Raw genomic sequence first — 23,271 nt, forward strand, 5'->3', positions numbered from 1 at the left:
ATGTCTTCCCTCTTCCGTGCAGCAGCCGCGGCCGCCCTGCTCCTGACGGGGGCAGTCGCGTGCAGCGACAGCTCCGGTGAGGAGAAGTCCACGTCGTCGTCCTCGTCCGCTTCGGCTGCCGCCGATGACACGACCGGCGGTTCCGCCGCCGCGCGCATCGAGGCCGTGAACGAGACGATGCGCACCACGTCCTTCAGCGCGGTCGGGACCTCGACCGCGTACGACGGAGCCCTCCAGCGCATGACGTGGAACCCGCAGCAGGGTCTCCGCATCGAGGTCAGCGGCACCACCGGCGGCAACATGTATTGCCAGGACGGCGTGACGTACATCAGCTCCAACCTGTTCGCCGCGAGCCTGAAGCAGCAGGGCCGGGAGATCACCGTCCCCGCCGACCTGGACGACGTGTATGTCACCACGAAGTCGGGGCAGGGCTGCGACGCGTACTTCGCTCTGTCCCCCACCGGACGTTATGCCCCGTCCGATGACGCCACGGTGAACGGCACCCCGGCCCGTGCCGTCAAGGTGTCCGCTTCGGCATCGGCGACGGACACCTACTACGTCAGCGCCAAGGACCCGGCGTATCTGCTGAAGCTGAAGTCGACGCGCGACGGCCGCGACAGCAGCACGACTTACCTGGATTTCGGCAAGAAGAAGACCGTCACGCTCCCGAGCGCGGACAAGACCATGACCATGGACGCATTCCGCGCCAGGATCGGCAGCTGACGGTCCCCTTACTCGGCAGGTTTCACGGCCCGGAGCGTGACGGTCCGCTCCTGGTCGTGCGACCGCGCCCGCCTCACCCCTCCTCCGGCGCCAACTGCGCCATCACCAGCCCGTACAGCAGCTCCACGTCCACGAACTCCCCTTCCTTCGGCGCCCCGCACCGCCAGCTCAGCGGGTACGTGTTGCCGTCGGGTGCGGGGATTCCGACGTACTGGTCACGGGCGGCCGGCCCGAAGCACCTGGCGCCCGGTGGCCAGTCGTACTCCTTGCTCGACCCGGGCGGGATCAGGAAGTACATCCACCGACCGCCGGCGATCTCCCGTACGACCGGGCCCGGTTCGCCCTCGGTGAGGGTTCCGAGGTGGTGCAGCACTGCCTCGCCCCGTACGCCGCGCAGCCGGATGGCGTCGAAGTGGATGCCGGTCAGGTGGAGGTGGAGTCCGGCGGCAGGTACCCATTCGGGGCGTTTCTTGCTCGTCATGGCTATGAGGATTCCGTCGGCTGCGTAGCGTGACCAGGAGGACGCGATGCACATCGGCGGGATGTGGTGAGGGTGGTGGTGGCTGTGGGGAACAGTGGTGAGCCGTCGCGGGTGCGCAGGCTGGTGGGGGACCTGATCCGTATCCATCGGGTGCGGGCCGGGCTCACGCAGAAGGACGCGGCGGACCAGCTGTTGATCTCGGAGTCGCTGATGGGGGCGGTCGAGCGGGCGGAGCGCATCCCGTCGCTGGAGCTGCTTGCCGACGCGGACCGGGTCTTCGTCGCGGGCGGTGCGTTGAAGGCGTGCGTCGAGCTGATCGACGAGGAGAAGTACCCGGCGAAGTTCCTGGACTGGGCGCGGCTGGAGCGGCAGGCGCGGGTCATCAGCGCGTACGAGACGATGCTGATTCCGGGGCTGCTCCAGACGGAGGCGTACGCCTTCGCCCTGTACCGGGCACGCAAACCCGCGTACACCGAGGACGAGATCGTCCGGCATGTCGAGGCGCGACTGGAACGACAGGCGGTGCTGATGCGTACGCCTCCGCCGTACGTCGGGTTCGTCATCGAGGAGTCGATCCTGGACCGGACGCTCGGCGGCGCGGAGGTGCTGAAGGAGCAACTGCTGCATCTGCTGGAGTGCATGGGGCGGATGAACCACCTCACGGTGCAGGTCATGCCCTCGGACCAGCACACGCACGCGGGGTTGATGGGGCCCATGCAGTTGATGTGCACGGCGGAAGGCCGCAATCTGGTGTACGTGGAGGCGCAGGGCGGCGGTAGGTTGATCTCCAGGCCGGAGCAGGTGGGGGACACGTTCGACCTCTTCGGCATCCTGCGGGCCCAGGCGCTCAACCCCTGGAAGTCGGCGGAGATCATCGAAACGAAGGCGAGGCAACTGTGACCATCGGGCCCGAGCTCTTCTGGTTCAAGTCCAGTTACAGCAACAACGAGGGCGAAGCCTGCGTCGAAGTCGCCTACGACTGGCGCAAGTCCAGCTACAGCGGCAACGAGGGCGAGGCGTGCGTGGAGGTCGCAACCTGCCCCCACACCGTCCACGTCCGCGACTCCAAGGTCGTCGACGGCCCCACCTTCACCGTCGCCCCCGCCGCGTGGACCGCCTTTCTGGCCGGCGCCGTCGCGGGCTGACCGCGATCGTGTTGCGAGCCGCTGATCCCGGCCCCGCCGTCGTCCTCATCACCGGCGTGATGGCCTCCGGGAAGTCCACTGTTGCCCAGGCCCTCGCCGAGCGGCTGCCGCGCGCTGTCCATGTGCGGGGGGATGTCTTCCGGCGGATGGTGGTGTCTGGGCGGGCCGAGATGGTGCCGGGTGCGTATGAGGAGGCTGTCGCCCAACTCCGGCTCCGGTACCGGCTGTCCGCGATGACGGCTGACGCGTACGCGGGTGAAGGCTGGACCGCCGTGGTACAGGACGTGGTGCTGGGCGAGGAGTTGGCCGACTACGTCGAACTCGTACGGACGCAGCCGCTGTACGTCGTCGTGCTCGCCCCCGATCCGGGGGCCGTTGCCGAGCGGGAGGCCGGGCGCACCAAGAGCGGTTACGGGGGCGGCTGGACGGTCGAGTCGCTGGACCGGGTGCTGCGGGAGGAGACGCCGCGGATCGGACTCTGGCTGGACACGACCGGGCAGACTGTGGAGCAGACGGTCGACGCGGTACTTGCGAGTCTTGAGCGGGCGCGGGTGGTGGGAGCGGCGGAGGGCTGAAGCGGCTGTAGGGCCGACGCGTTCGGACCTAATGTCTTATTTATTAGCAGTTCCTCTATGGTTGGTGCGGTAACGCACCAACCGGAGGAGTCAGCCGCATGAGCAACCTGTTCGTCATCGCCTACGACGATCTCGCCACCGCCGACCAGGTCCGGGACAAGCTGCTGTCCATGAACCGCGAGCACCTCGTCGAGCTGGAGGACGTCGTCGTCGTCGAACGGCGTGCGAAGGACGGCAAGATCAAGCTGCATCAAGCCGTCAACCACGTGACCAACGGTGCCGCGGGCGGCGCGCTGTGGGGAAGCGTCATCGGGCTGCTCTTCCTCGTGCCGTTCCTCGGTGCCGCGGTGGGCGCCGCGGCCGGTGCCGCCGGAGGGTCCGCTGTCGACACCGGAGTCAACGACGACTTCATGAAGGAGCTGAGCGCCAATCTCCGGCCCGGCGCCGCCGCCGTCTTCGTGCTCGTCAGGAAGTCCGCCCGCGACAAGGTCATCCCCGAGATCGTCAAGTTCGGTGGTCAGCTCGTGCAGACCTCGCTCAGCAAGGAGGACGAGGCACAGCTGCGGGAGATGGTGAAGGAAGCGCTCAAGGAAGACACGACGATCGCCTCCTGATCTCCTGATCTCCGGACCGTACGAGAGGAGGCGACTGCCCGCGCCGCGCGCAGGGTGGTCGCCTTTCGTATCTGGGGGCCCGGTGCAGATTCAGGTCGGTGGAAATCGCTTTGGCGGATCTTCGGAGGTCTGGGGCGGTTGGGCGTCCCTGATCAGCCAGATCAGGGACGCCCGACAGTGCCATGGGAGTGGACTGCGCAGGCACTGCCCCAGCTCCTACCGGTTGAAGTGGACAGCGCCGGCCGGCGGGGCGGGCACGCAGTCAGGGCCCGGGCTGTCCCCCAGTCCAGCCGTGATGATGGCGTAAGCGTGGGCGGGGTCGGTCTTGGCGAGCGGGAAGACGATCTGCAGCTGCTTGTCCGCGGGCATCTTGCCGGGGTTGACGGACAGGACGGGCTTGCCGTCCTGGCTGCTGATTTCCCAGCCCTCATCTCCATGCTCAGGCTCGGGGCTCGCGGAGGTGGACGGCGAGGCGTCACCAGGCTCAGGCTCGGGGCTCGAGGGAGCGGACGGCGAGGCGTCACCAGGCTTGGGCTCGGGGCTCGCATAGGTGGACGGCTGTGCGGCACAGTCGGGGTCGCCGGCGTAAACGCGGCTGTGGACGCCGAGCCGGTCCAGGCCCTTCTGCAGTCCGTCGAGGTCGATCTTGCCGGACGGGTCGACGATCGTGAGCTTGACGGCGCCGTCAGCAGCGGTCTGCAGGGTGTAGGCGGCCGCGGTCTGGGCGGGCAGTACTGTCAGAACAATGCCCGCTGCGGCTGCGGCGAGGCCCGCCGGGAGCGCGATGCGCACCCCCAGGTTCCGGCGCTTGTCGGTGCGACGTGACATGGTCAACCAACTGGTCATCAGGTGTTCCTCACGCTGGTGCCGGCGGCCGGCTGGGAAGTCGCGTTCGGCGGGCGCCGGCAGCTTGCGACGCAGTGCCTGCAGGTCGTCGTCCTGGTCCCGGTTCATCGCGCTTTCCTTTCGTGCGGCCTGACCGCGTCGGTGCGGTCACCTGTTAGCTGCCAGCCTTGGGCTGCGGGTTCCATGGCAAGACCAAGATTTTTTCGGGCGAGTTTGTCCAGCCGACGCCGGGCCCGCGACAGACGGGAGCGGACTGTTCCTATGGGCACGCCGAGTGTCTGCCCGGCCGCTGTGTAGTCCAGCCCCGCCCAGACACACAAGGCCAGCACTTCGCGGTCGGATCGCGACAGGCGGCCCAGGACCTGCCGCACCGCAGCGATCCGCTCCTGATCCTCCAGCCGCCCGACCACCTCATCGGCAAAGTCGGGCAGCAGCCTGGGAGCCGGCATGTGTTCCATCAGCGCCTGGTGCCGGCGGGCGACCCGCCGACGACGGTGCACCACATAGTTCGCTATCCCCAGCAGCCACGGCAGCAGGCTTCCGCCGCTCGGCTCGGCCTTCTCCCGAAGCCGCCACGCCTCGAGGAAGACCAGCGAGGTGCAGTCCTCCGCACCTGTCCAGTCCCCGGTCAGCCGGAAGCAGTGGTTGTACACGGCCCTGCCGTGCTTGCGGAACAGCACGCTGAACGCGCCCTCGTCACCTGCCCGTATGCGGGCTCGAAAACCTGGATCCATACCTATCTCTGCCAGACGCAGAAGCGGGAGTTCCACGTGATGTGGACCACACCGCTTGGGGTATCGAGCCGGTCCGCGGGTTCGCAGAGGGACGCACAGGTGCGAACAACGACAAGATCGCCGACGGGCCGGCCGTCGACCAGCGCGGCGCGATGGTCGTCTACGCGGATGCCCGGCTGAGCTGACCGACGGCTCACACTGCCGGGGGCTGGAGACCCCTGGCGACAAGCAACTCTCCGCCGTGCTCAGAACACTCGACCCACCGGCCACGATCGCGGCGGCACCCCGGCTACTCCTCGTCGTCTTCGTAGAAGTCGCTCAGCACGTGGGAGAGGTGCTGCTCGATGGGGTTGCCCAGCTCGTCTTCGGTGGAGAACAGTCCGTGCACGGCGCCCATCGGATAGATGGCCTCCTCCGTGTCCTCTCCGGGTGCCCCCACGCAGGGGTCGTCGATGACCCCCGACGGATCCGCCTCGCCGAACAGGGACGGCAGTTCGGCGCCCTTCACGGCGAACGGATCGAACTTCCACACCGCCCCCCGGGCGCGGCCGACCACTTCTCCGATGTACCAGCATGCCCCTTGAAGGAATGCGTCGCGTCGCGCTGTGCGGCTCTCCGCGGCGCTGTCGTAGTGGCTGCGGATGAGGTCTTCCAGCACGTCCAGGGACTGGGGGGAGAAGTCCCATGCCTGGGGGTTGCTGGTGTCCTCGGCCCAGTGCTCGAAGCTCTGGGCGCGTTCGGTCAGCCATGGCAGCAGGTCGGGGTGGGTCTGCGGGTCGACGCCGTGGTCTGTGCGATCAGCCATGCCGCCCACCCTAGAGAGCCTCTCGGACAGTAGGGGTGAACTGCCCGCCCTGTCACAGCAGTTGACATGAAGCCCCCTCGGCAACCCGAACGGCCCACGCTCCTGAAGCTCCAGCATGCAGCGGGGGCCGGGTTCACGGCGGAGGACGCTGTCCGGGACGACGTGGCGCGCGCCCCGGACCCGGGAAAGCCGCCGCCCCGGAACTTCCCCGGGGCGGGCGGCTTCGTCTGCGAGGCCGTGACCGGATTCGAACCGGTGTCACTCGAGTTGCAGTCGAGCCCCTGAACCACTCGGGCACACGGCCGTGTGTTCCTCGTCGTGGTTCGACCGTAGGGCCGGGTGTCCGCGCTGCTCAAGGGTGCGCGGCGGGCCGCAACACGACTGCCATACCGCGTTCACGAACCGCCCTGCGGTCCTACGACCAACGGACGAGCGGCGGACCGCCTCGCGACAGGGCTCATATGGGATCTCGCCCCTTACTCTGGGGCTCATGAGTGTGGAACCGCGTGACGACGTCGATGTCTCGCCCCTTGCCGTGGACGCCCCTGTCGCTGCCGGATCCGAAGGGGTACTCGAGCGGACCTATCGGGCGCTGAGTATCGGCATCGTCTCCGTCGTGTTCCTGATCGCCTTCGAGGCGACCGCCGTGGGGACCGCGATGCCGGTCGCCGCCCGTGAGCTGCACGGCATCCCGCTCTACGCGTTCGCGTTCTCCGCGTACTTCACCACCAGCCTGTTCGCGATGGTTCTCTCCGGGCAGTGGGCGGACCGGCGCGGGCCGCTGGCGCCGCTCGCCACCGGGATCAGCGCCTTCGGGGCCGGGCTGCTGCTGTCGGGTACGGCGGGCAGCATGTGGATGTTCATCGCCGGACGGGCCGTCCAGGGGCTCGGCGGCGGGCTGGTGATCGTGGCGTTGTACGTGGTGATCAGCCGGGCGTATCCGGAGCATCTGCGGCCGTCGATCATGGCCGCGTTCGCGGCGAGCTGGGTGATCCCGTCCGTGGTCGGGCCGCTCGCCGCCGGGAGCGTGACCGAGCACCTGGGGTGGCGGTGGGTCTTCATCGGCATCCCGGTCCTCGTGGTGTTCCCGCTGGCGCTCGCGCTGCCCGCGATCCGGCGCCGGGCGTCGGGGCCGGCCGATCCCGCGGCGCCCGTCGAGCCGTACGACCGGCGTCGCATCCTGCTCGCGCTCGGGATCTCGCTGGGAGCCGGGCTGCTCCAGTACGCCGGGCAGGAGCGGAACTGGTTCGCGCTGCTTGTGGCGGTTGTCGGGTTCGGGCTGCTCGTCCCCGCCGTGCGCGGACTGCTGCCACCGGGCACGGGCCGGGCGGCGCGCGGGTTGCCCTCGGTGGTGCTGCTGCGCGGGGTCGCGGCCGGGTCGTTCATCGCCGCCGAGTCGTTCGTACCGCTGATGCTGGTGACCCAGCGCGGGCTGAGTCCCACGCTGGCCGGGCTGTCGCTCGCGGCCGGGGGCGGGACCTGGGCGCTCGGTTCGTACGTACAGTCCCGGCCGCGCCTGGAGCCGTACCGGGAGCGGTTGATGGTGGGCGGCATGGTGCTGGTCGCCGCGGCGATCGCGGCCGCGCCGTCCGTGCTGATCGAGGCGGTGCCGGTCTGGACCGTGGCCGTGGCCTGGGCCTTCGGGTGCTTCGGCATGGGCATGGTGATCGCCTCGACGAGCGTGCTGCTGCTGAAGCTGTCGGCGCCTCAGGAGGCGGGGGCGAACTCGGCCGCCCTCCAGATCTCCGACGGGCTGTCGAACGTCCTGCTGCTGGCCGCCGGCGGGGCGGCCTTCGCGGCGCTCGGCGGCGGCGCGGTGGGGGCCGTGCACGAGGCCGTGGAGGCGGGGGCCTCCGCGTCCCATCCGGGGGCCTTCGCGGTGGTCTTCCTGCCGATGGCGGGAGTGGCGCTGGTGGGGGCGTGGGTGGCGGCGCGGGTGCGGACGCGGTAGCTGGTACCACTCTGGCCTCACTCGGTGGTACCGTTTTGGTATGGCTATGAACCTGCGTCTTCGTGACGATCAGACCGAAGCACTCAAGCAGCGCGCCGAGCAGGAGGGGACCAGCATGCACGCCATACTGCTGCAGGCTGTGGACGACTACCTGGCCAGGACCGCTCAACAGGCCATCGTCCGCAAGACGGCCAAGGAGCAGGCGGCCAAGTGGAGCGAGCTCATGGAGCGGCTCAAGTGACCTGTGTCTACCTGACCTCCGAGGACATCCTCGTCATCGCCGAGCATGCCTGCGCGGATATGCACGTCGTCGTGCGCGACGCCGGGCTCCTCGAATCGGCGGCCCACCGCCCCTCCGCGGCCATGTTCGGCGAGGAGGCATACCCGGATCCGATCGACAAGGCCGCCGCGCTCCTGCAGTCCTTGGCGATCAACCACCCGTTCTTCGACGGCAACAAACGTACGGCCTGGCTGTCGTGCGTGACCTTCCTCGCGATGAACGGGATCGATCTGCGCCCGGACATCGATGCCGCGGAACGCCTGGTCATCGCGGTGGCCACGGGGGAAATGGACGAGGTGAAAGTCATCTCTCAGGGGCTGCGTGAGCTGGTCGTCGACGACGTGTGACAGCCATCGCAATTCCGCGCGGGGCGGCGTAGTTCGAGGCGGCTCACGCCCGGCCCCCCGGTAGGGTGGCCCGGTTGTCGTATCGCGTACGAGTCCCTCCCGGCCCGTACGGACAGCGCCCCACGTACCCGAGAGACCCGAACCGGAGACCGTGACTACTACCGCCTCCCACCACCTCTCACCCGCCTTCCCCGGCCGCGCCCCCTGGGGCACGGCCGGCAAGCTGCGAGCCTGGCAGCAGGGCGCCATGGAGAAGTACATCCAGGAACAGCCGCGCGACTTCCTCGCGGTCGCCACCCCCGGCGCGGGGAAGACCACCTTCGCGCTGACCCTCGCGTCATGGCTGCTGCACCACCACGTGGTGCAGCAGGTCACCGTCGTCGCGCCGACCGAGCACCTGAAGAAGCAGTGGGCCGAGGCCGCGGCCCGGATAGGCATCAAGCTCGACCCCGAGTACAGCGCCGGTCCGCTGAGCAGGGAGTACGACGGCGTCGCGGTCACCTACGCGGGTGTCGGCGTCCGGCCGATGCTGCACCGCAACCGGTGCGAGCAGCGCAAGACGCTCGTGATCCTCGACGAAATCCACCACGCCGGTGACTCGAAGTCCTGGGGCGAGGCCTGCCAGGAGGCGTTCGACCCGGCCACCCGGCGGCTCGCCCTCACCGGTACGCCGTTCCGGTCCGACACCAACCCGATCCCCTTCGTCGTGTACGAGGAGGGCAACGACGGCATCCGGCGCTCCTCCGCCGACTACACCTACGGCTACGGCAACGCGCTCGCCGACGGCGTGGTCCGGCCCGTGATCTTCCTCAGCTACAGCGGCAACATGCGCTGGCGCACCAAGGCCGGGGACGAGATCGCCGCCCGGCTCGGCGAGCCGATGACCAAGGACGCCATCGGACAGGCCTGGCGCACCGCGCTCGCGCCCACCGGGGAGTGGATCCCCAATGTGCTGAGCGCCGCCGACAAGCGGCTGACCGAAGTCCGCAAGGGCATTCCGGATGCGGGTGGGCTCGTCATCGCCACCGACCAGGAATCGGCGCGCGAATACGCGAAGATCCTGAAGAAGGTCACCGGCGAGAAGGCCACCGTGGTCCTCTCCGACGAGAAGGCCGCGTCGAAGAGGATCGACAAGTTCAGCGAGGACGACTCGCGCTGGATGGTCGCGGTCCGCATGGTGTCGGAAGGTGTCGACGTGCCGCGCCTCGCCGTGGGCGTGTACGCCACCACCATCTCCACGCCGCTCTTCTTCGCGCAGGCCGTCGGGCGTTTCGTGCGCTCGCGCAGGCGCGGCGAGACGGCTTCCGTCTTCGTGCCGACGATTCCGATGCTGCTCGACTTCGCCAACGAGATGGAGGTCGAACGGGACCACGTCCTCGACAAGCCCAAGAAGGGCAGCGACGAGGAGAACCCGTTCGCGGAGGAGGACAAGCTCCTCGCCGACGCGGAGAAGCTGGAGGACGAGGAGACCGAGGACCAGCTGCCCTTCGAGGCCCTCGAATCCGACGCGGTCTTCGACCGGGTGCTGTACGACGGTGCCGAATTCGGCATGCAGGCGCACCCCGGGAGCGAGGAGGAGCAGGACTACCTGGGGATTCCGGGGCTGCTGGAACCCGATCAGGTGCAGCTGCTGCTCCAGAAGCGGCAGACCCGGCAGATCGCGCACAGCCGCCAGAAGCCGGCCGGGGAGGCCGACCTGCTGGAGAAGCCGGCCGAGTCGCGGCCCGTGGTCACGCACAAGCAGCTGCTGGGGCTGCGCAAGCAGCTCAACACGATGGTGTCGGCGTACACGCACCAGAGCGGCAAGCCGCACGGGGTGATCCACACCGAGCTGCGGCGGGTGTGCGGCGGGCCGCCGAGTGCGGAGGCGACGGCCGGGCAGATCCAGCAGCGGATCAAGAAGGTCCAGGAGTGGGCCACCCGGATGAGGTGAGGACGCTCTCGTGAAGTGCCGGCCCGGGGCGGGACAGCGGTCCTCGCCCCGGGCCGGCGTCGTCGGTGCGGATCAGGTGCTGACCAGGTGCGGATCAGGCTCGGTCGCCGGGTGCGGGTCGGGTGTCGTTGCCGGGTGAGTGGATGTCGTACGTACGGCTGCCGGACGTACGGCTACCAGGTGAACGGTGCGGACTGGTTGGCCGTGGCCACGCACGGAACCGTGGCCGACGTCGGGGACGAGGCCACGATCTGCAGTGACCAGTTGGTGGCGCTCGGGGGAGCGGCCAGCACCACGGAATCGGTGCGGTCACCCGCCGCCAGGGTGCCGGAGGTGAGCTTCAGCGGGCCCAGGGTGATCGGGCTGCCGCCGCTCATACCGGGGTTGGTCTTTCCGGAGAACTGCACCTGACTGGTGACGCCGCCCGAGGTCTTGGTGAGCTTGAGCGTCGTTGTGATGCTGTTCGGGTCGGCGCTGGTGCCGGTCGGCATCGTGATCGCCGTGGACGTGATCTTGATGGTCTTGGCCGTGCCCGAGTCGGCAGCGGTCAGGGTCGCGATACCGCTGCCCCAGGCCCCGCAGTTGTACGTGGCCGTCGCGGTGAGCGGAGTCACCGCCTGGGCCGTCGGCGCCAGGGCGAGCGCGGCGCCCGCGGAACAGGCGGCGGCGAGCACCAGCGGGACGCGGACGCGTCTTCGGTTCGACGGCCGTACTCTCGACGGCCGTACAGAAATGATCGACATGACGGGAGGAACTCCTTCCGGGTGAATTCCGCGGATTCGAAGAAATCGCCGTGTGCGATCTTCTTGCGGAACTGTGTGCCGGGCCCGGCATGTCGGGTGCAGTGAAACTGTGATCTTCAGAGAAGTCAAGAGATGTCAACAGGTACGTGAAAAGTGCTTGCGGAAATGCTTTTCAGGCATTTCAGATAACGATCACTCTCGCCCTAAGGATCAGTCAATTCTCTCTTGACTTCTCTGCGTGCGACCTCCTCAATGTGCGCAAATCAATGGGCCATGGAGGGGTGTCTGGTGATTCGACGACGAAGACCTGGCGTGACCGGTCTGCTCGCTGCCTGCTTCGTACTGTCCCTGAGCTGCGTCGGGGCCACCGCCCAGGCGGCCGGGACGGCCGCGCGGCAGGCCGCCGGCACGGTCACCCCGACCGTCCACTGCACGCTGCCCGCAGGTCAGGGCGAGGCGACCGGCCCGCAGGAGATGACCGTCGAGCTGTCGCCCGCGGTCGTCGCCCCGGGCGGCAAGGTGCACGCCAAGGTCACGCTGGGCCCGTCCCCCGCCACCAGCGGTCTGCCGCTGGAGGACGTGCCGACCATCCCCAGCCTCGACCTCGCGATGTCCGGCGGGGCCACCGGCACCGTCACCGTGCGGGGCGCCGAGTTCACGATGGACATCCCGGCCGGGAAGCCCATCGAACTCCCGCCGTACGAGGGCGACTTCCTGGTCCCCGCGGACGCCTCGGGGGAGATCTCCTTCGCCCCGGTCCGTACGCTGACGCAGACCAAGGTGCTCGGCTCGGTCTTCGAGACGCCGTGTGACGTGGTCGACGGAGGCGGCTCCATCGGCACCGTCACGGCGGAGGGCGCCGGCTCCGAGCCCGCCACCCTGACCGCCCCCGCCGACCCCGTACGCCCCAACACCCCCGTCACACTGGGGGGTTCGGGCTGGACGCCGGGCGGCGCCCCCGTGCCCTCGCTCTGCGCGAAGGGCGGTGGCGGCTGCGACCCGCTGAAGTTCAAGGGCCACACCCTCACCATCGACAGCTACGGAACGCTGCACGGCACGGCCACCCTCGCGGAGGCCGGGGCGGTGCCGGACGGCACGTACGAGGTGAAGGTCAACGACGGCACGAAGGAAGCCACCGCTCCCCTCACCGTCAAGGCCGTCGCGGCCGGCGACCGCGAGATCACGCTCTCGCGGAGCAGCGGACCCGTCGGCAGCGTGATCACGGTCAGCGGAAAGAACTACAACCCGGACCGCTGGATCAACGTCATCGGTCTCGACGCGACGGGCACCGGGCTCGACGACAGTGCGGTCTACGTCAAGAGCGGCTCGGACGGCACGTTCGCCGTCGAGTTCACCGTGATCTCCGATGCCGTCGTCGCCGTCCAGGCCGACGAGGGCAACGACCCCGCCACCGTACGGACCACCCCGTTCACCGTCACCACGGACGGGGGAGGGGGAGGTGGCAGCGCCGACCAGAAGCTGAACACCTCGGTCCGGGCCGGCACGCTGTCCATGGTCCAGGACGGCGGCACCGTCGACTTCGGTACCACGGTCCTGGGCACCGGCAGCGGGGTGCAGCGCTCCCGGCTCAACCGGGTCGAGGTGGAGGACGCCCGCGGCGTCAACAGCGGCTGGTCCCTGACCGCCACCCTCACCGGATTCACCAGCGCCGGCGGGGACACCATCCCGGCGGGCGCCGTCCGGTGGACGCCCAAGTGCGCGGCGCAGAACGGGAGCGTGGGCGTGCCGGTGGCCGGATCGCCCGCCGCGCTCGGGAGTGAGGCGGCGAGTCTCTGCCGGATGAATCCGGACGGCTCCCGTCCGTTCACCGGCGGCCGGTTCGACGCCGACGCCGATCTCGTGCTGACGGTGCCCGGAACCACCCGGCCCGGAGATTACAGCGCCACCCTGACGCTCACCCTTCTCTGAAAGCCGCCAGGGAAAGGAAGGAAAGGCGCGTACCCGGAGACGCCCGCCCGCTCCGTTTCGCAGGGAGCAGGCGGGCGTCGCCCATGTCGAATTCAGAGATTTCCCGTAGTCGGAGATTTCCCGTAGTCACGGAGGAGCCGCATGTCCTTGCTGCCGAGATCGAGAAGAACGTTACGCCGGGCCGTCGCCCTCACCACCGGGGCCGTGCTCGTCTGGACCGGCGGAACCCTCGCACTCGCCCCCGCCGCCCACGCCGGCACCGTCACCCCGACCGTCCACTGCTCCCTGCCCGCGGGGCAGGGCGAGGCCACCGGGCCGCAGCAGATGAGCGTCGACCTCTCGCCGGCCGTCGTCGACCCGGGTGGCAAGGTCCACGCCAGGGTCACCCTCGGTCCGTCGCCCGCCACCAGCGGACTCAGCCTGAGCAATGTGCCGACCACCCCCAGCATCGACTTCGCCATGTCGGGCGGCGCGACCGGTACGGTCACTGTCACCGGACCACAGATCAACCTCGACATCCCGTCCGGGAAGCCCATCGAAATCCCGCCGTACGAAGGGGACTTCATCATCCCCGCCAACGCGAGCGGACCGATCTCCTTCACCCCGGTGCGCAATCTGACGCGTACGAAGGTGCTCGGTTCCACCTACGAGACCCCGTGCGACGTGATCAGCGGCGGCGGCTCCATCGGCACCGTGGACGCCGAGGGAACCGCGGGCCTGCCCGCCACCCTGACCGCGCCGTCCACCGCCGTCCGGCCGTCCACCGCGGTCGCCCTGTCCGGCAGCCTGTGGACCGCCGGCGCCACCCCCGTACCGTCCCTGTGCGCGGCGGACGGCGGGGGCTGCGACACCGGCAAGTTCGTCTCCGGCACCCTCGCGATCAGCGGCTCGGGCGAACTGACCGGAAACGCGGTGCTCGCCGCCGCGGGCGCGGTGCCCGACGGCTCGTACCTGGTGAAGGTCGGCGACGGTACGAAGGAGGCGACCGCACCCCTGACCGTCAAGGCGTACGTCCCCGGCGGCCCGCGGACCATCGCGCTCTCCCGCTCCGGCGCCCCGCTGGGCAGCGTCATCGAGGTCACCGGCAGCAACTACTTCCAGGACCGGTGGATCAACACCGTCGGTCTGGACGCGAGCGGGGCGACGCTCGACGACACCGCCGTCTACGTGAAGAGCACCCCCGACGGCACATTCAGCGCCGACTTCACCGTCTCCGACCCGGCCATCACCTCGATCCAGGTCGACGAGGGCAACGACCCGGCCACCGTACTGACCACGCCGTTCACCGTGACCGATGCCTCCGCGACGCTCTCCGCGGGGGCGGCGAAGGTCAAACCCGGCGGGACGATCACTCTCTCCGGCGGCGACTGGCCGACCGGCACCACGCCCGCCGCCGCGCTCTGCGCCGCCGACGGCAGCGCCTGCGACAGCGCCCGGATCAGCGGCTCCACGCTCCGGATCAACGCCGACGGAACGCTCGCCGGTACGGTCACCGTGGCCGGATCCACCCCACGCGCCGTGTACGCGCTCCAGGTCACAGCCGGGGGAGCGCAGGCCCTCACCCCGCTGACCGTCGCCCCGACCTTCGTCGTCCTCACCCCGTCGGCAGGCCCGAAAGGCACCGCCGTCACCGTCCTCGGCCAGGGCTTCGCGAAGGTGGCCACCGTGTCCATCGTCGGGCTGCGGGCCGACGGATCGCAGACGTCCGACCCGGTGAAGACCAAGGTGGTCGGGCTGGACGGGGCGTTCTCGCAGACCTTCACCGTCAACGCCGCCGACACCGTCGCGATCCGGGTCCGGGAAGTCCTCGTCAACCCGCGCACCGAGACGGCGGCGTTCACCGTCCAGGACGGGACCGCTCCCGCCGGGCCGGCTTTCGCGCTGTCGCCGCCCGAGGGGCCCGTCGGCACGGTGGTCCAGGTGACCGGCCGGGGCTTCGCCCCCGTCGCCACGGTGTCGGTGACCGGCCGCACCGCCGACGGTAAGCAGACCTCGGACTCGTACGTCACCCGGGTCATCGGACTCGACGGCACTTTCGCCCTGAACTTCACCGTCCGCGACCCCGGGACGAGGGCGATCAGGGCCTGCGAGGTGCTCGTGAACGGAAAGATTGTGCAGCAGTCGTTCACGGTGGGTTAACGGCCGTTCGCGTCTGGTGTGCGGAGTGTGTCGCCGAGGCGTCGGCCGACCTGGACGCGCGTAGACGTTCAGGATTCGGCCGGCGCCCCACTGACCGGCGCTTATGCTTCTTCACCGCAACTCCACTTCCACGGACGCCCGGATTCTGGACGAGGTCTTCCGCTGAGCGGACTGGCTCGCTACTGTCCCAAAAAATGAACGCCCCGTGGCAATGCCGCCGCGGAGCGCAGCCGGTGCCTTGGCCAGGCCGGCGGCCTCTCCGTGCGTCGCCGCTGGGACCGGCGGCGCACATGCCACGGGAACCAGCCGCCGCCGCTCACCACAGAGGAGAGGGCGTCGTGACCGCGGAGACCTCCCAGACGCTCGACCGGGGACTACGGGTCCTCAAGCTGCTCGCCGACACCGACCACGGCCTGACCGTCACCGAGTTGTCCAACAAACTCGGCGTCAACCGAACAGTGGTCTACCGTCTGCTCGCCACACTGGAACAGCACGCCCTGGTACGCCGTGATCTGGGCGGCCGGGCCAGGGTGGGCCTGGGCGTGCTGCGCCTGGGCCGCCAGGTCCATCCGCTCGTACGGGAGGCCGCGCTGCCCGCGCTGCGGTCCCTCGCGGAGGACATCGGGGCCACCGCCCACCTCACGCTGGTCGACGGCAGTGACGCGCTGGCCGTCGCGGTCGTCGAGCCGACCTGGACCGACTACCACGTGGCCTACCGGGCCGGCTTCCGCCACCCGCTGGACCGGGGTGCTGCGGGCCGGGCGATACTCGCCGCCCGCCAGAAGCCGGTGGGGGAGACCGCCTTCACCCTCACCCACGGCGAACTGGAAGCCGGGGCGAGCGGGGCGGCGGCCGCGCTGGTCGGAGTGACGGGGGTCGAGGGCAGCGTCGGAGTGGTGATGCTCGCCGATTCCGTACCCGAACGCGTCGGCCCCCGCGTCGTGGACGCGGCCCGTGAGGTGGCGGACGCGCTGAGGTAGCGCAACCTGGGGCGGCCGGGCGGGCAGATCAAGCCCGGCCGGGCAAAATCAAGCCGGTCCGGCCATTGAGGACAAAGCGGCAAGGCGGACGATCCCGGCCCCTGGCGGAGTGCCGGCAGCCCCGGCAGGACCCGGGCGCCCGCCCGCCCGGCCCGCCCACCCGTCCCGGCGGTTAGATTGGGCGGGTGCTCACTCGTCACTCACGCCCCCGCACCCTCGTCCTGTGCGTCCTGCCCGTCCTCGCCCTGTTCGGCGTGGCCGCCTTCGCGCCGCTGCCGTTCACGCTGGCGCAGCCCGGCACGACCGCGAACGTGCTCGGGGCGGACCACGGCACCCCGGTGATCAGCGTCAAGGGCGCGCCCACCCGCCCCACCAAGGGCGAGCTGCGGATGACGACGATCGTCGCGACCGGACCGACCACCGATGTCGGCGTCGGCGATGTGATCGACAGCTGGTTCCGTACGGACCGGGCGGTCCTGCCCCGCGAATCCGTCTACCCGACCGGCGGCTCCGAGAAGGAGATCGAGAAGCACAACCTCGAAGACATGCGGAAGTCGCAGAACTCCGCCGTCGACGCGGCCCTCAACTACCTCGGCAAGCCCAAGGGCTCGGTCGACATCACCCTGCACCTCGCCGACGTGGGCGGGCCCAGCGCGGGCCTGTTCTTCGCGCTCGGCATCGTCGACAAGCTCGACGGCGACGGCTCCGGCGGCGATCTCACCGGCGGCCGCACCATCGCGGGAACCGGCACGATCCAGGCGAACGGCGAGGTCGGGGCGGTCGGCGGGGTGTCACTGAAGACGCAGGCCGCGCGCCGTGACGGTGCGACCGTCTTCCTCGTCCCGAAGGCCGAGTGCAGGGAGGCGGGCGCGGAGCTGCCCAAGGGACTCCGGCTGATCCCGGTCACGACCCTGAAGAGCGCAGTGTCCTCGCTCCAGGCGCTGGAGCACGGACGCAAGGTCCCGAGCTGCTGACCTCGGCCGCCGGGGCCGGTACGGAAGCCTCCCCCGCCGCATCCCCGGGCCCGGCCTCGGCCCCCACCCCGTCCATCGTGCGCCACGCCGGGAACACCAGCGGGCTCAGCGTCGCCAGCAGGTACACCCCGCCCATCGCCAGCAGCGCACCCCGCCCGCCCGCGCTCTCCACCAGCAGGCCCGCCGCGAGACCGCCCACCGGCATGGCCAGCTCGCAGCCCGCAGTGAGGACCCCGGAGACCCGGCTGCGCAGTTCATCGGGCACGCTGCCGTAGATCACCGTCGTCAGGACCGGGTTCAGCACCCCGCCCGCGAGGCCGCTCAGCGCCATGGTCGCGGCGAGCGGCAGCGTCGTCCCGGTCAGTGCCGCGACCGCGTACCGGGGCGCGCCGCACAGCACCACGCACACCGTGAACACGGCCCGCCGCGAGTAGCGGTGCCCGAACGCCCCGTACAGCAGCGCCCCGGTCAGCCCGCCCGCACCGAACAGCGCGGTGAGCAGCCCGATGTCCCTCGCCCCGCCCAGCTCGGCGGAGGCGTGCACCGGCAGCAGGACGGCGTTCCAGCCCTGATCGGTGCCGTTCATGAAGAGCACCATCACCACGACGGCCAGCAGCAGCCGGTTGCCCAGCAAGTAGGTGTAACCCTCGCGCAGCTCGGTGCGGTACGCCCGCAGCGAGACGGGCGCCGCGGCCTTGCGCGGCTCCGCCGCGCGCACCCCCCGTACCCCGAAGGCGATCAGCAGCGCGGACGTCAGGAACGTCGCAGCGTCCAGGAGCAGGACGGTCTCCGCGCCGACCAGTGCGATCAGTACGCCGGCCAGTGCCGCCCCGACCATCCGGGCGCCGCGTGAGACGGCGTCGAAGAGGCTGGCGGCGCGGGCCAGGGTGGTGCCGGCGTGCTCGGCGAGATCCGGTACGAGGACGTAGCGGGCGGTGTTGCCGGGCGTGTGCAGGAGCCCGGTGACCGCCATCAGCGCGCACAGCATCCAGAAGGCGAGTGCGTCCGCGGAGTGCAGCAGCGGGATGGCGGCGACCGCGATGCCGCACACCAGGTCGGAGGCGACGGAGACCCGGCGCCGTCCGATCCGGTCGATGACGGGTCCGCCGATCAGTGCGGAGACGACGATCGGCAGCGTCGCGCAGAAGGCGACGACACCGGCCCGGCCCGCGCTGCCCGTGGTCTCCAGCACGAACCACGGAACCCCGATGAGGGTGAGTGAACTCCCCATGGTGGAGATCGAGTTGGCCGCCAGAACGGCAGTGAGCGGCCTGCGGTCACGGCTGTCGGCGGGTGGGTTGTCGTGCGTGCTGTCGTGTGTGTCCTTCCCCCCGTCCATGGCGTCAGGCCGTACGAGGCGAGTGGGCCGGCAGCGCGGGCCGGTTCGGTATCACGCGCAGGCCCAACTCGACCATGGTCCAGCCCAGTCGGGATCGCAGGTCCTTGCGCGGGGCGCGCGGGGCCAGACGGAACTCGTCGGCCTGGTGGTGCAGTTCGGTGGAGCGGGCGGAGTGCAGCTGCAGGTGCGTCTCGGGGTTCATGGCGATGGGTCCCTTCGGTCGGTTCAGGCGTTGGGGCGGGGGAAGAGGTGCGTATGGGCACGGACCACGGCCGAGCCCTCGGTGTCCTCGGGGACGCGTCCGCGATAGCTGTTGACCAGGTCGTGGATCTTGTGGGCCAGTTCACTGGTGAGCTCAGGGGTGAGCCGGATCTTGAAGTCGCTGAGGTCCCAGTTCTGGGCCCACTCCTCGGGCCACTCGTGCATCGTGCCGAGCCAGGTGTTGAGCTCCTGGGCGTGGGTCGTGGCGATCTCGTGCAGTACGACGTTCATCGCGCCGCGGACCTCGGGGTCGGCGTCCCGCATCATCTCGGTGTCGAAGGCGCTGCCGGAGTGCACCGCCCGCCACCACCGCTCGCGTCCCTTGCCGAGCGCCGGGTCGTCCTCCACGAAGCCGTACGTGGCCAGTTGGCGCAGGTGATAGCTGGTGGCGCCGCTGGACTCGCCGAGCCGGTCGGCGAGTCCCGACGCGGTGGCGGGGCCGAACTCCCGGAGTGTGTTGAGCAGTCGGATGCGCAGAGGGTGGGCGAGCCCGCGCAGAGTGCGGGCATCGATGCTGAGGATCTTCGGATCGTCGGCGGCGTTGTCGCTGCCGGCGGCTTCTGTCGCTGCCATGCCTCAACGATAGACTTGCAAAGACGGCTTTGCAACACCTTCTTTGCATCAACTTCTTTGTAACTCGGGGGAGCCCGCGCCGACGGCCCTCACCCCTTCCTGTTCTTGATGAACCCCTCCTGGATCAGCCAGTGCTTCGCCACCTCGTGCGGGTCCTGCCCGCCGACGTCCACCTTGGCGTTGAGCTCCCGGGCGACCTCCGTCGTCAGCTTCCTGCTGACCGGGTCGAGCAGCCCCGCGATCTGCGGGTACTTCTGATAGGTCTTGGTGTGGATGACGGGCGCCGCGTTGTAGTTGGGGAAGAAGTGCTTGTCGTCCACGAGCACGTCGAGGTTCATGGCCTTGATCCGCCCGTCCGTGGTGAACACCTCGCCCAGCAGGCAGGAGTTGGACTTCGACACCTGGGTGTAGATGATCCCGGCGTCCATCTTCTTGATGTTGGCGGCCGGGACCGACATTCCGTACGCCTTCTCCATGCCCGGCAGTCCGTCCTCGCGCGAGGCGAACTCGTTCTCCACGCAGATCGTCACCGCCGACGGGTTCTTCTTCGACAGTGCGGCGACGTCGGAGAGCGTCCTCAGGTGATACTTCGCGTTGTTCTTCCGGCTGATGGCGAGCGCGTAGGTGTTGTCGAGGGTGGACGGCGGCAGCCACGTCACGCCGTTCTTCCGGTCCTCGTCCCGGACCGCCTGCCACTGCTTCAACGGGTCGGCGATCGGCTTCGCGTGACCCAGGTAGGTGATCCAGCCGGTGCCCGTGTACTCGTACATCGCGTCCGCGCTGCCCTTGACGATCGCCTCGCGCGCACTGATCGAACCGGGCAGGTTCGTCCGGTCCAGGACCTCCGCCCCGGCCGCCTTGAAGACCAGACCGATCATCTGGCCCAGGATGATGTTCTCGCTGAAGTTCTTCGAGGTGACGGTCAGCGAGGCACCGTTCAGCGGCTTCCCCCGGCCGACGGAGCCCGGCACCACGTCGTCCACCATCGGCGAGCCGCTCTTCAGCCCGCACCCGGCGAGCGCCGCCGCCAGAGCCACCACCCCCACGAGCCCGGCACGCACCTTCCGCCGGGCCGTCGCACCCCGCCTCGTCCCCGCGCCCATCACCCCTCCTCCAGCCCGCGCGGTGTCAGCGCCACCTCGACCAGCGACGCCAGCCAGTCCACCAGCAGCGCCAGCACCACCGTCAGTACGGAACCGAGCACCAGCACCGGCATCCGCTGGGTCTGGATGCCCGAGGTGATCAGGTCCCCGAGACCGCCGCCGCCGACGAAGGTGGCCAGGGTTGCGGTGCCGACATTGAGCACCAGCGCCGTCCGTACACCGGCCAGGATCAGCGGGACGGCGAGCGGCAGTTCGACCTTGGCGAGCGTCCCCATCGCCGACATGCCGATGCCGCGCGAGGCCTCGACCAGGTCCGGTGCGATCGCCTTCAGACCGGCCACCGTGTTGGAGAACACCGGCAGCACCGCGTAGATCACCATGCCGATGATCGCGGTCGACGGGCCGATGCCCAGCCAGATCACCAGCAGCGCCAGCAGACCGATCGCCGGGGTCGCCTGCCCGATGTTGGCGAGCGCGGTGACCAGTGGGGCGCCCCTGCGCAGCCGCCGCCGGGTCAGTGCGATCCCCAGCGGGATGGCGATGATCAGCACCCAGAACGTCGAGATCGCGGTCAGCTTCACATGCTGCCACCAGCGCAACCGCACATTGCCGCCGGTGAGCGAATTCCTCGCGATCGCGTCGAGCGGGATGTTGGTGATCCACAGGTAGGTGATGACCAGGACGATCACGAGCGCGGCCGGCAGCAGCACCAGTTTCTGCCAGGTGATACGGCGCCGCGGCCGCGCCGGTGGCGGGGGTTCCTCCTCCTCGTCGCGGAAGGCGTGGCCCTTGACGTCGTGCTCGCCGGGCGGACGGTCCTGGTCGGACGCGGCCGCCCGACGGGGGGCACGCGCCGCACGCGCCGAACCGGAATCGAGCGGGGAGTTGGGATTCATGAGCTCGCACCGCCCTCCAGCTCCTGTTCGGTCTGGTGGGAGCGGAGTTCCTCCAGGTCGTGCTGGTGCTCGATGGCGGCGAGCCGGTCGGCCTCCAGCAGCTCATGGACGGAGTTCATCAGGGTCTGCATGTCGACGACCCCGATGAACTCGCCGCGCCGCCCGGTCACCGCGACCCGCCCGCCGCTGTCGATCAGCACCGCCTCCAGCGCGTCGTGCAGCGTCGCGTCCCGCGTCACCGTGTCATGGACCAGCTGCCCGGCCCGCGCCAGCGAACCCCGGGCCCGCATCAGGTCGCCGCGCCGCAGCCACTTGTACGGGCGGTTCCTGCGGTCCAGCATCAGGAGTTCGTTGTGCAGGCTGCTGCGCAGCGTGTTGAAGATCGACTGGAGCGGATCGTCGACCGTCACCGTCGGGAACTGGGCGATCTCCACATCCCGTACCCGGGTGAGGTTGAGCCGTTTCAGCGCCGCCCCGGCACCGACGAAACCCGAGACGAAGTCGTCCGTCGGGTTGGTGAGGATCGCCTCCGGGGTGTCGAACTGCGCGATGTGCGAACGCTCCCGCAGTACGGCGATCCGATCGCCCAGCTTGATGGCCTCGTCGAAGTCGTGGGTGACGAAGACGATCGTCTTGTGCAACTCGTGCTGGAGCCGGATCAGCTCGTCCTGGAGGTGGTCGCGGGTGATCGGGTCGACCGCGCCGAACGGTTCGTCCATCAGCAGCACCGGCGGGTCGGCCGCCAGTGCCCGTGCCACACCCACCCGCTGCTGCTGTCCGCCGGAGAGCGCGCGCGGGTAGCGCCCGTGGAACTCCCGGGGATCGAGGCCGACGAGATCGAGCATCTCCTCGACCCGGTCCTTCACCTTCGACTTCGACCAGCCGACCATCTTCGGTACGAGGGCGATGTTCTCCGCGACCGTCATGTGGGGGAAGAGCCCGGACGACTGGATCGCGTAACCGATCTTGCGGCGCAGCCGCACCGGGTCGATGTCGGTGACGTCCTCGTCGTTGATCCTGATCCGCCCGGACGTCGGCTCGATCAGCCGGTTGATCATCTTCAGGGTGGTGGACTTCCCGCAGCCGGACGGGCCGACGAAGATCACGGTCTCGCCCGCCTTGATGTCCAACGTGACGTTGTCCACCGCCGGATTCGGATTGCCCGGGTAGCGCTTGGTCAGATTGTCCAGATGGATGGTGGCGCCGGAGGTGGTGCGCGTCGTCGCGGAGTCGGCGGTCTCAGGCACGAATCCCCCTGGGAATGGTGAGCCGCCCGAGCAGCACGTACGCGGCGTCGAACAGCAGGGCGAGGATGACGATGCCGAGCGTGCCCGCGAGCACCTGATTGATCGCGTTGGCGCTGCCCAGTGAGGCGATGCCGCGGAAGATCTCATTGCCCAGGCCCGGGCCCGACGCGTACGCGGCGATGGCGGCGATGCCCATCAGCATCTGTGTGGAGACCCGGATGCCGGTGAGGATCGGCGGCCAGGCGATCGGCAGCTCCACCCGGAACAGCCGGGCGGGCCGCGACATCCCGATGCCCTTCGCCGCGTCGACGAGCGCCGGATCGACCCCGCGCAGCCCCACGATGGAGTTGCGGACGATGGGCAGCAGCCCGTACAGCGTCAGAGTGACCACCGTCGGCGGAACCCCCAGCCCGACCAGCGGGATCAGCAGACCGATCGCGGCGAGGGACGGAATGGTGAGGATCGTCGCCGTCGACGTGATCGCCAGCGAACCCGCCCATCCACTGCGATAGGTGACGACCCCGATCAGGATGCCCAGCACGGTGGCGATGACCATGCACTGGAATACCGCGCTGACGTGCTGGAACGCGTCGGTGAGCAGCTGTTGGTGCCGGTTGCCCAGATACTCCCAGAAGCTCACACGCCACTCCTCG

General features: G+C 69.6%; 26 protein-coding genes and 1 tRNA gene. 14 read left to right on the forward strand and 13 right to left on the reverse strand.

Annotation, left to right across the window (positions count from 1 at the left end; translation table 11 throughout):
- A complete protein-coding gene (locus ACZ7L9_RS24465) occupies positions 1–723 on the forward strand; it encodes a hypothetical protein (RefSeq protein WP_471418095.1) in 723 nt (240 codons plus the stop codon).
- 73 nt (positions 724–796) lie between these two features.
- Here ACZ7L9_RS24465 and ACZ7L9_RS24470 read toward each other — a convergent pair whose 3' ends face one another.
- Positions 797–1,204, reverse strand: coding sequence for a hypothetical protein (locus ACZ7L9_RS24470; RefSeq protein WP_471418097.1), 408 nt, complete (start codon positions 1,202–1,204; stop codon positions 797–799).
- An 84-nt stretch (positions 1,205–1,288) separates the two neighbouring features.
- On the opposite strand from ACZ7L9_RS24470, the gene ACZ7L9_RS24475 reads away from it, so the two are divergent.
- The 4 genes from ACZ7L9_RS24475 to ACZ7L9_RS24490 all read left to right on the forward strand — a co-directional run bounded on the left by ACZ7L9_RS24475 (position 1,289) and on the right by ACZ7L9_RS24490 (position 3,538).
- Complete coding sequence (locus tag ACZ7L9_RS24475; RefSeq protein WP_471418099.1) at positions 1,289–2,104, forward strand: helix-turn-helix domain-containing protein; 816 nt, start codon at positions 1,289–1,291, stop codon at positions 2,102–2,104.
- Positions 2,105–2,106: 2 nt separating this feature from the next.
- Positions 2,107–2,349: a DUF397 domain-containing protein gene (locus ACZ7L9_RS24480; RefSeq protein ID WP_471418323.1), complete on the forward strand. Its 243-nt coding sequence runs from the start codon at positions 2,107–2,109 to the stop codon at positions 2,347–2,349.
- An 11-nt stretch (positions 2,350–2,360) separates the two neighbouring features.
- Positions 2,361–2,924 carry an AAA family ATPase gene (locus ACZ7L9_RS24485; protein ID WP_471418101.1) on the forward strand — a complete coding sequence of 188 codons (564 nt, stop codon included), beginning with the start codon at positions 2,361–2,363 and terminating at the stop codon, positions 2,922–2,924.
- Between the two features lie 98 nt (positions 2,925–3,022).
- A complete protein-coding gene (locus tag ACZ7L9_RS24490; RefSeq protein WP_471418103.1) occupies positions 3,023–3,538 on the forward strand; it encodes a DUF1269 domain-containing protein in 516 nt (171 codons plus the stop codon).
- A 216-nt stretch (positions 3,539–3,754) separates the two neighbouring features.
- On the opposite strand, the gene ACZ7L9_RS24495 is transcribed toward ACZ7L9_RS24490, so the two are convergent.
- Together ACZ7L9_RS24495 and ACZ7L9_RS24500 are read right to left on the reverse strand one after the other, a co-directional pair.
- Entirely contained in the window at positions 3,755–4,492 is a 738-nt protein-coding gene (locus tag ACZ7L9_RS24495; protein WP_471418105.1) for a hypothetical protein, read from the reverse strand.
- A complete protein-coding gene (locus tag ACZ7L9_RS24500; protein ID WP_471418107.1) occupies positions 4,489–5,064 on the reverse strand; it encodes an RNA polymerase sigma factor in 576 nt (191 codons plus the stop codon). Before ACZ7L9_RS24500 ends, ACZ7L9_RS24495 begins: the two co-directional genes overlap by 4 nt.
- A gap of 95 nt (positions 5,065–5,159) precedes the next feature.
- Between ACZ7L9_RS24500 and ACZ7L9_RS24505 the strand changes: the two genes are divergently transcribed.
- Positions 5,160–5,303 (forward strand): hypothetical protein, encoded by a 144-nt coding sequence (locus tag ACZ7L9_RS24505; protein ID WP_471418109.1) that lies wholly within the window; start codon positions 5,160–5,162, stop codon positions 5,301–5,303.
- A 104-nt stretch (positions 5,304–5,407) separates the two neighbouring features.
- On the opposite strand, the gene ACZ7L9_RS24510 is transcribed toward ACZ7L9_RS24505, so the two are convergent.
- Positions 5,408–5,923 carry a hypothetical protein gene (locus ACZ7L9_RS24510; RefSeq protein ID WP_471418111.1) on the reverse strand — a complete coding sequence of 172 codons (516 nt, stop codon included), beginning with the start codon at positions 5,921–5,923 and terminating at the stop codon, positions 5,408–5,410.
- A gap of 232 nt (positions 5,924–6,155) precedes the next feature.
- Positions 6,156–6,227, reverse strand: a tRNA-Cys gene (locus tag ACZ7L9_RS24515).
- 186 nt (positions 6,228–6,413) lie between these two features.
- Here ACZ7L9_RS24515 and ACZ7L9_RS24520 point away from each other — a divergent pair.
- From ACZ7L9_RS24520 to ACZ7L9_RS24535, 4 genes are all read left to right on the forward strand, one after another.
- Positions 6,414–7,874, forward strand: a complete 1,461-nt coding sequence (locus tag ACZ7L9_RS24520; protein ID WP_471418113.1) for an MFS transporter — start codon at positions 6,414–6,416, stop codon at positions 7,872–7,874.
- 40 nt (positions 7,875–7,914) lie between these two features.
- The gene (locus tag ACZ7L9_RS24525; protein ID WP_026290595.1) at positions 7,915–8,115 is read left to right on the forward strand and encodes a ribbon-helix-helix protein, CopG family; all 201 of its coding nucleotides are present in this window, start codon (positions 7,915–7,917) and stop codon (positions 8,113–8,115) included.
- Positions 8,112–8,501, forward strand: coding sequence for a type II toxin-antitoxin system death-on-curing family toxin (locus tag ACZ7L9_RS24530; RefSeq protein WP_471418116.1), 390 nt, complete (start codon positions 8,112–8,114; stop codon positions 8,499–8,501). The genes ACZ7L9_RS24525 and ACZ7L9_RS24530 overlap by 4 nt, the downstream gene beginning before the upstream one ends.
- A gap of 151 nt (positions 8,502–8,652) precedes the next feature.
- Positions 8,653–10,434 carry a DEAD/DEAH box helicase gene (locus ACZ7L9_RS24535; protein ID WP_471418118.1) on the forward strand — a complete coding sequence of 594 codons (1,782 nt, stop codon included), beginning with the start codon at positions 8,653–8,655 and terminating at the stop codon, positions 10,432–10,434.
- Between the two features lie 173 nt (positions 10,435–10,607).
- Here the strand turns inward: ACZ7L9_RS24535 and ACZ7L9_RS24540 are convergent, their stop codons facing one another.
- Positions 10,608–11,177, reverse strand: a complete 570-nt coding sequence (locus tag ACZ7L9_RS24540; RefSeq protein ID WP_471418120.1) for a hypothetical protein — start codon at positions 11,175–11,177, stop codon at positions 10,608–10,610.
- A gap of 312 nt (positions 11,178–11,489) precedes the next feature.
- Here ACZ7L9_RS24540 and ACZ7L9_RS24545 point away from each other — a divergent pair, with 312 nt between their 5' ends.
- The 4 genes from ACZ7L9_RS24545 (at position 11,490) to ACZ7L9_RS24560 (ending at position 17,199) form a co-directional block, all read left to right on the forward strand.
- A complete protein-coding gene (locus tag ACZ7L9_RS24545) occupies positions 11,490–13,106 on the forward strand; it encodes a WxL domain-containing protein (RefSeq protein ID WP_471418122.1) in 1,617 nt (538 codons plus the stop codon).
- 141 nt (positions 13,107–13,247) lie between these two features.
- On the forward strand, positions 13,248–15,245 hold the full coding sequence (locus ACZ7L9_RS24550; protein WP_471418124.1) for a hypothetical protein: 1,998 nt from the start codon (positions 13,248–13,250) through the stop codon (positions 15,243–15,245).
- Between the two features lie 338 nt (positions 15,246–15,583).
- Positions 15,584–16,225 (forward strand): IclR family transcriptional regulator, encoded by a 642-nt coding sequence (locus ACZ7L9_RS24555; protein WP_124723277.1) that lies wholly within the window; start codon positions 15,584–15,586, stop codon positions 16,223–16,225.
- A 185-nt stretch (positions 16,226–16,410) separates the two neighbouring features.
- On the forward strand, positions 16,411–17,199 hold the full coding sequence (locus tag ACZ7L9_RS24560) for a YlbL family protein (RefSeq protein WP_471418127.1): 789 nt from the start codon (positions 16,411–16,413) through the stop codon (positions 17,197–17,199).
- Here ACZ7L9_RS24560 and ACZ7L9_RS24565 read toward each other — a convergent pair.
- From ACZ7L9_RS24565 to ACZ7L9_RS24595, 7 genes are all read right to left on the reverse strand, one after another.
- On the reverse strand, positions 17,129–18,538 hold the full coding sequence (locus ACZ7L9_RS24565) for an MFS transporter (RefSeq protein WP_471418129.1): 1,410 nt from the start codon (positions 18,536–18,538) through the stop codon (positions 17,129–17,131). The two genes, ACZ7L9_RS24560 and ACZ7L9_RS24565, sit on opposite strands and share 71 nt — an antisense overlap.
- Before the next feature lie 4 nt (positions 18,539–18,542).
- The gene (locus ACZ7L9_RS24570; RefSeq protein ID WP_471418131.1) at positions 18,543–18,740 is read right to left on the reverse strand and encodes a hypothetical protein; all 198 of its coding nucleotides are present in this window, start codon (positions 18,738–18,740) and stop codon (positions 18,543–18,545) included.
- A gap of 23 nt (positions 18,741–18,763) precedes the next feature.
- A complete protein-coding gene (locus ACZ7L9_RS24575) occupies positions 18,764–19,372 on the reverse strand; it encodes a helix-turn-helix domain-containing protein (RefSeq protein ID WP_471418133.1) in 609 nt (202 codons plus the stop codon).
- Positions 19,373–19,461: 89 nt separating this feature from the next.
- The gene (locus ACZ7L9_RS24580; protein ID WP_471418325.1) at positions 19,462–20,358 is read right to left on the reverse strand and encodes a glycine betaine ABC transporter substrate-binding protein; all 897 of its coding nucleotides are present in this window, start codon (positions 20,356–20,358) and stop codon (positions 19,462–19,464) included.
- Between the two features lie 116 nt (positions 20,359–20,474).
- On the reverse strand, positions 20,475–21,371 hold the full coding sequence (locus ACZ7L9_RS24585) for an ABC transporter permease (protein ID WP_471418135.1): 897 nt from the start codon (positions 21,369–21,371) through the stop codon (positions 20,475–20,477).
- Positions 21,368–22,618 (reverse strand): ABC transporter ATP-binding protein, encoded by a 1,251-nt coding sequence (locus tag ACZ7L9_RS24590; RefSeq protein WP_471418137.1) that lies wholly within the window; start codon positions 22,616–22,618, stop codon positions 21,368–21,370. Before ACZ7L9_RS24590 ends, ACZ7L9_RS24585 begins: the two co-directional genes overlap by 4 nt.
- Positions 22,611–23,258, reverse strand: a complete 648-nt coding sequence (locus tag ACZ7L9_RS24595) for an ABC transporter permease (RefSeq protein ID WP_471418139.1) — start codon at positions 23,256–23,258, stop codon at positions 22,611–22,613. Before ACZ7L9_RS24595 ends, ACZ7L9_RS24590 begins: the two co-directional genes overlap by 8 nt.
- Between the last annotated feature and the right edge of the window lie 13 nt (positions 23,259–23,271).

Source organism: Streptomyces sp. NPDC111516 (assembly GCF_055635345.1).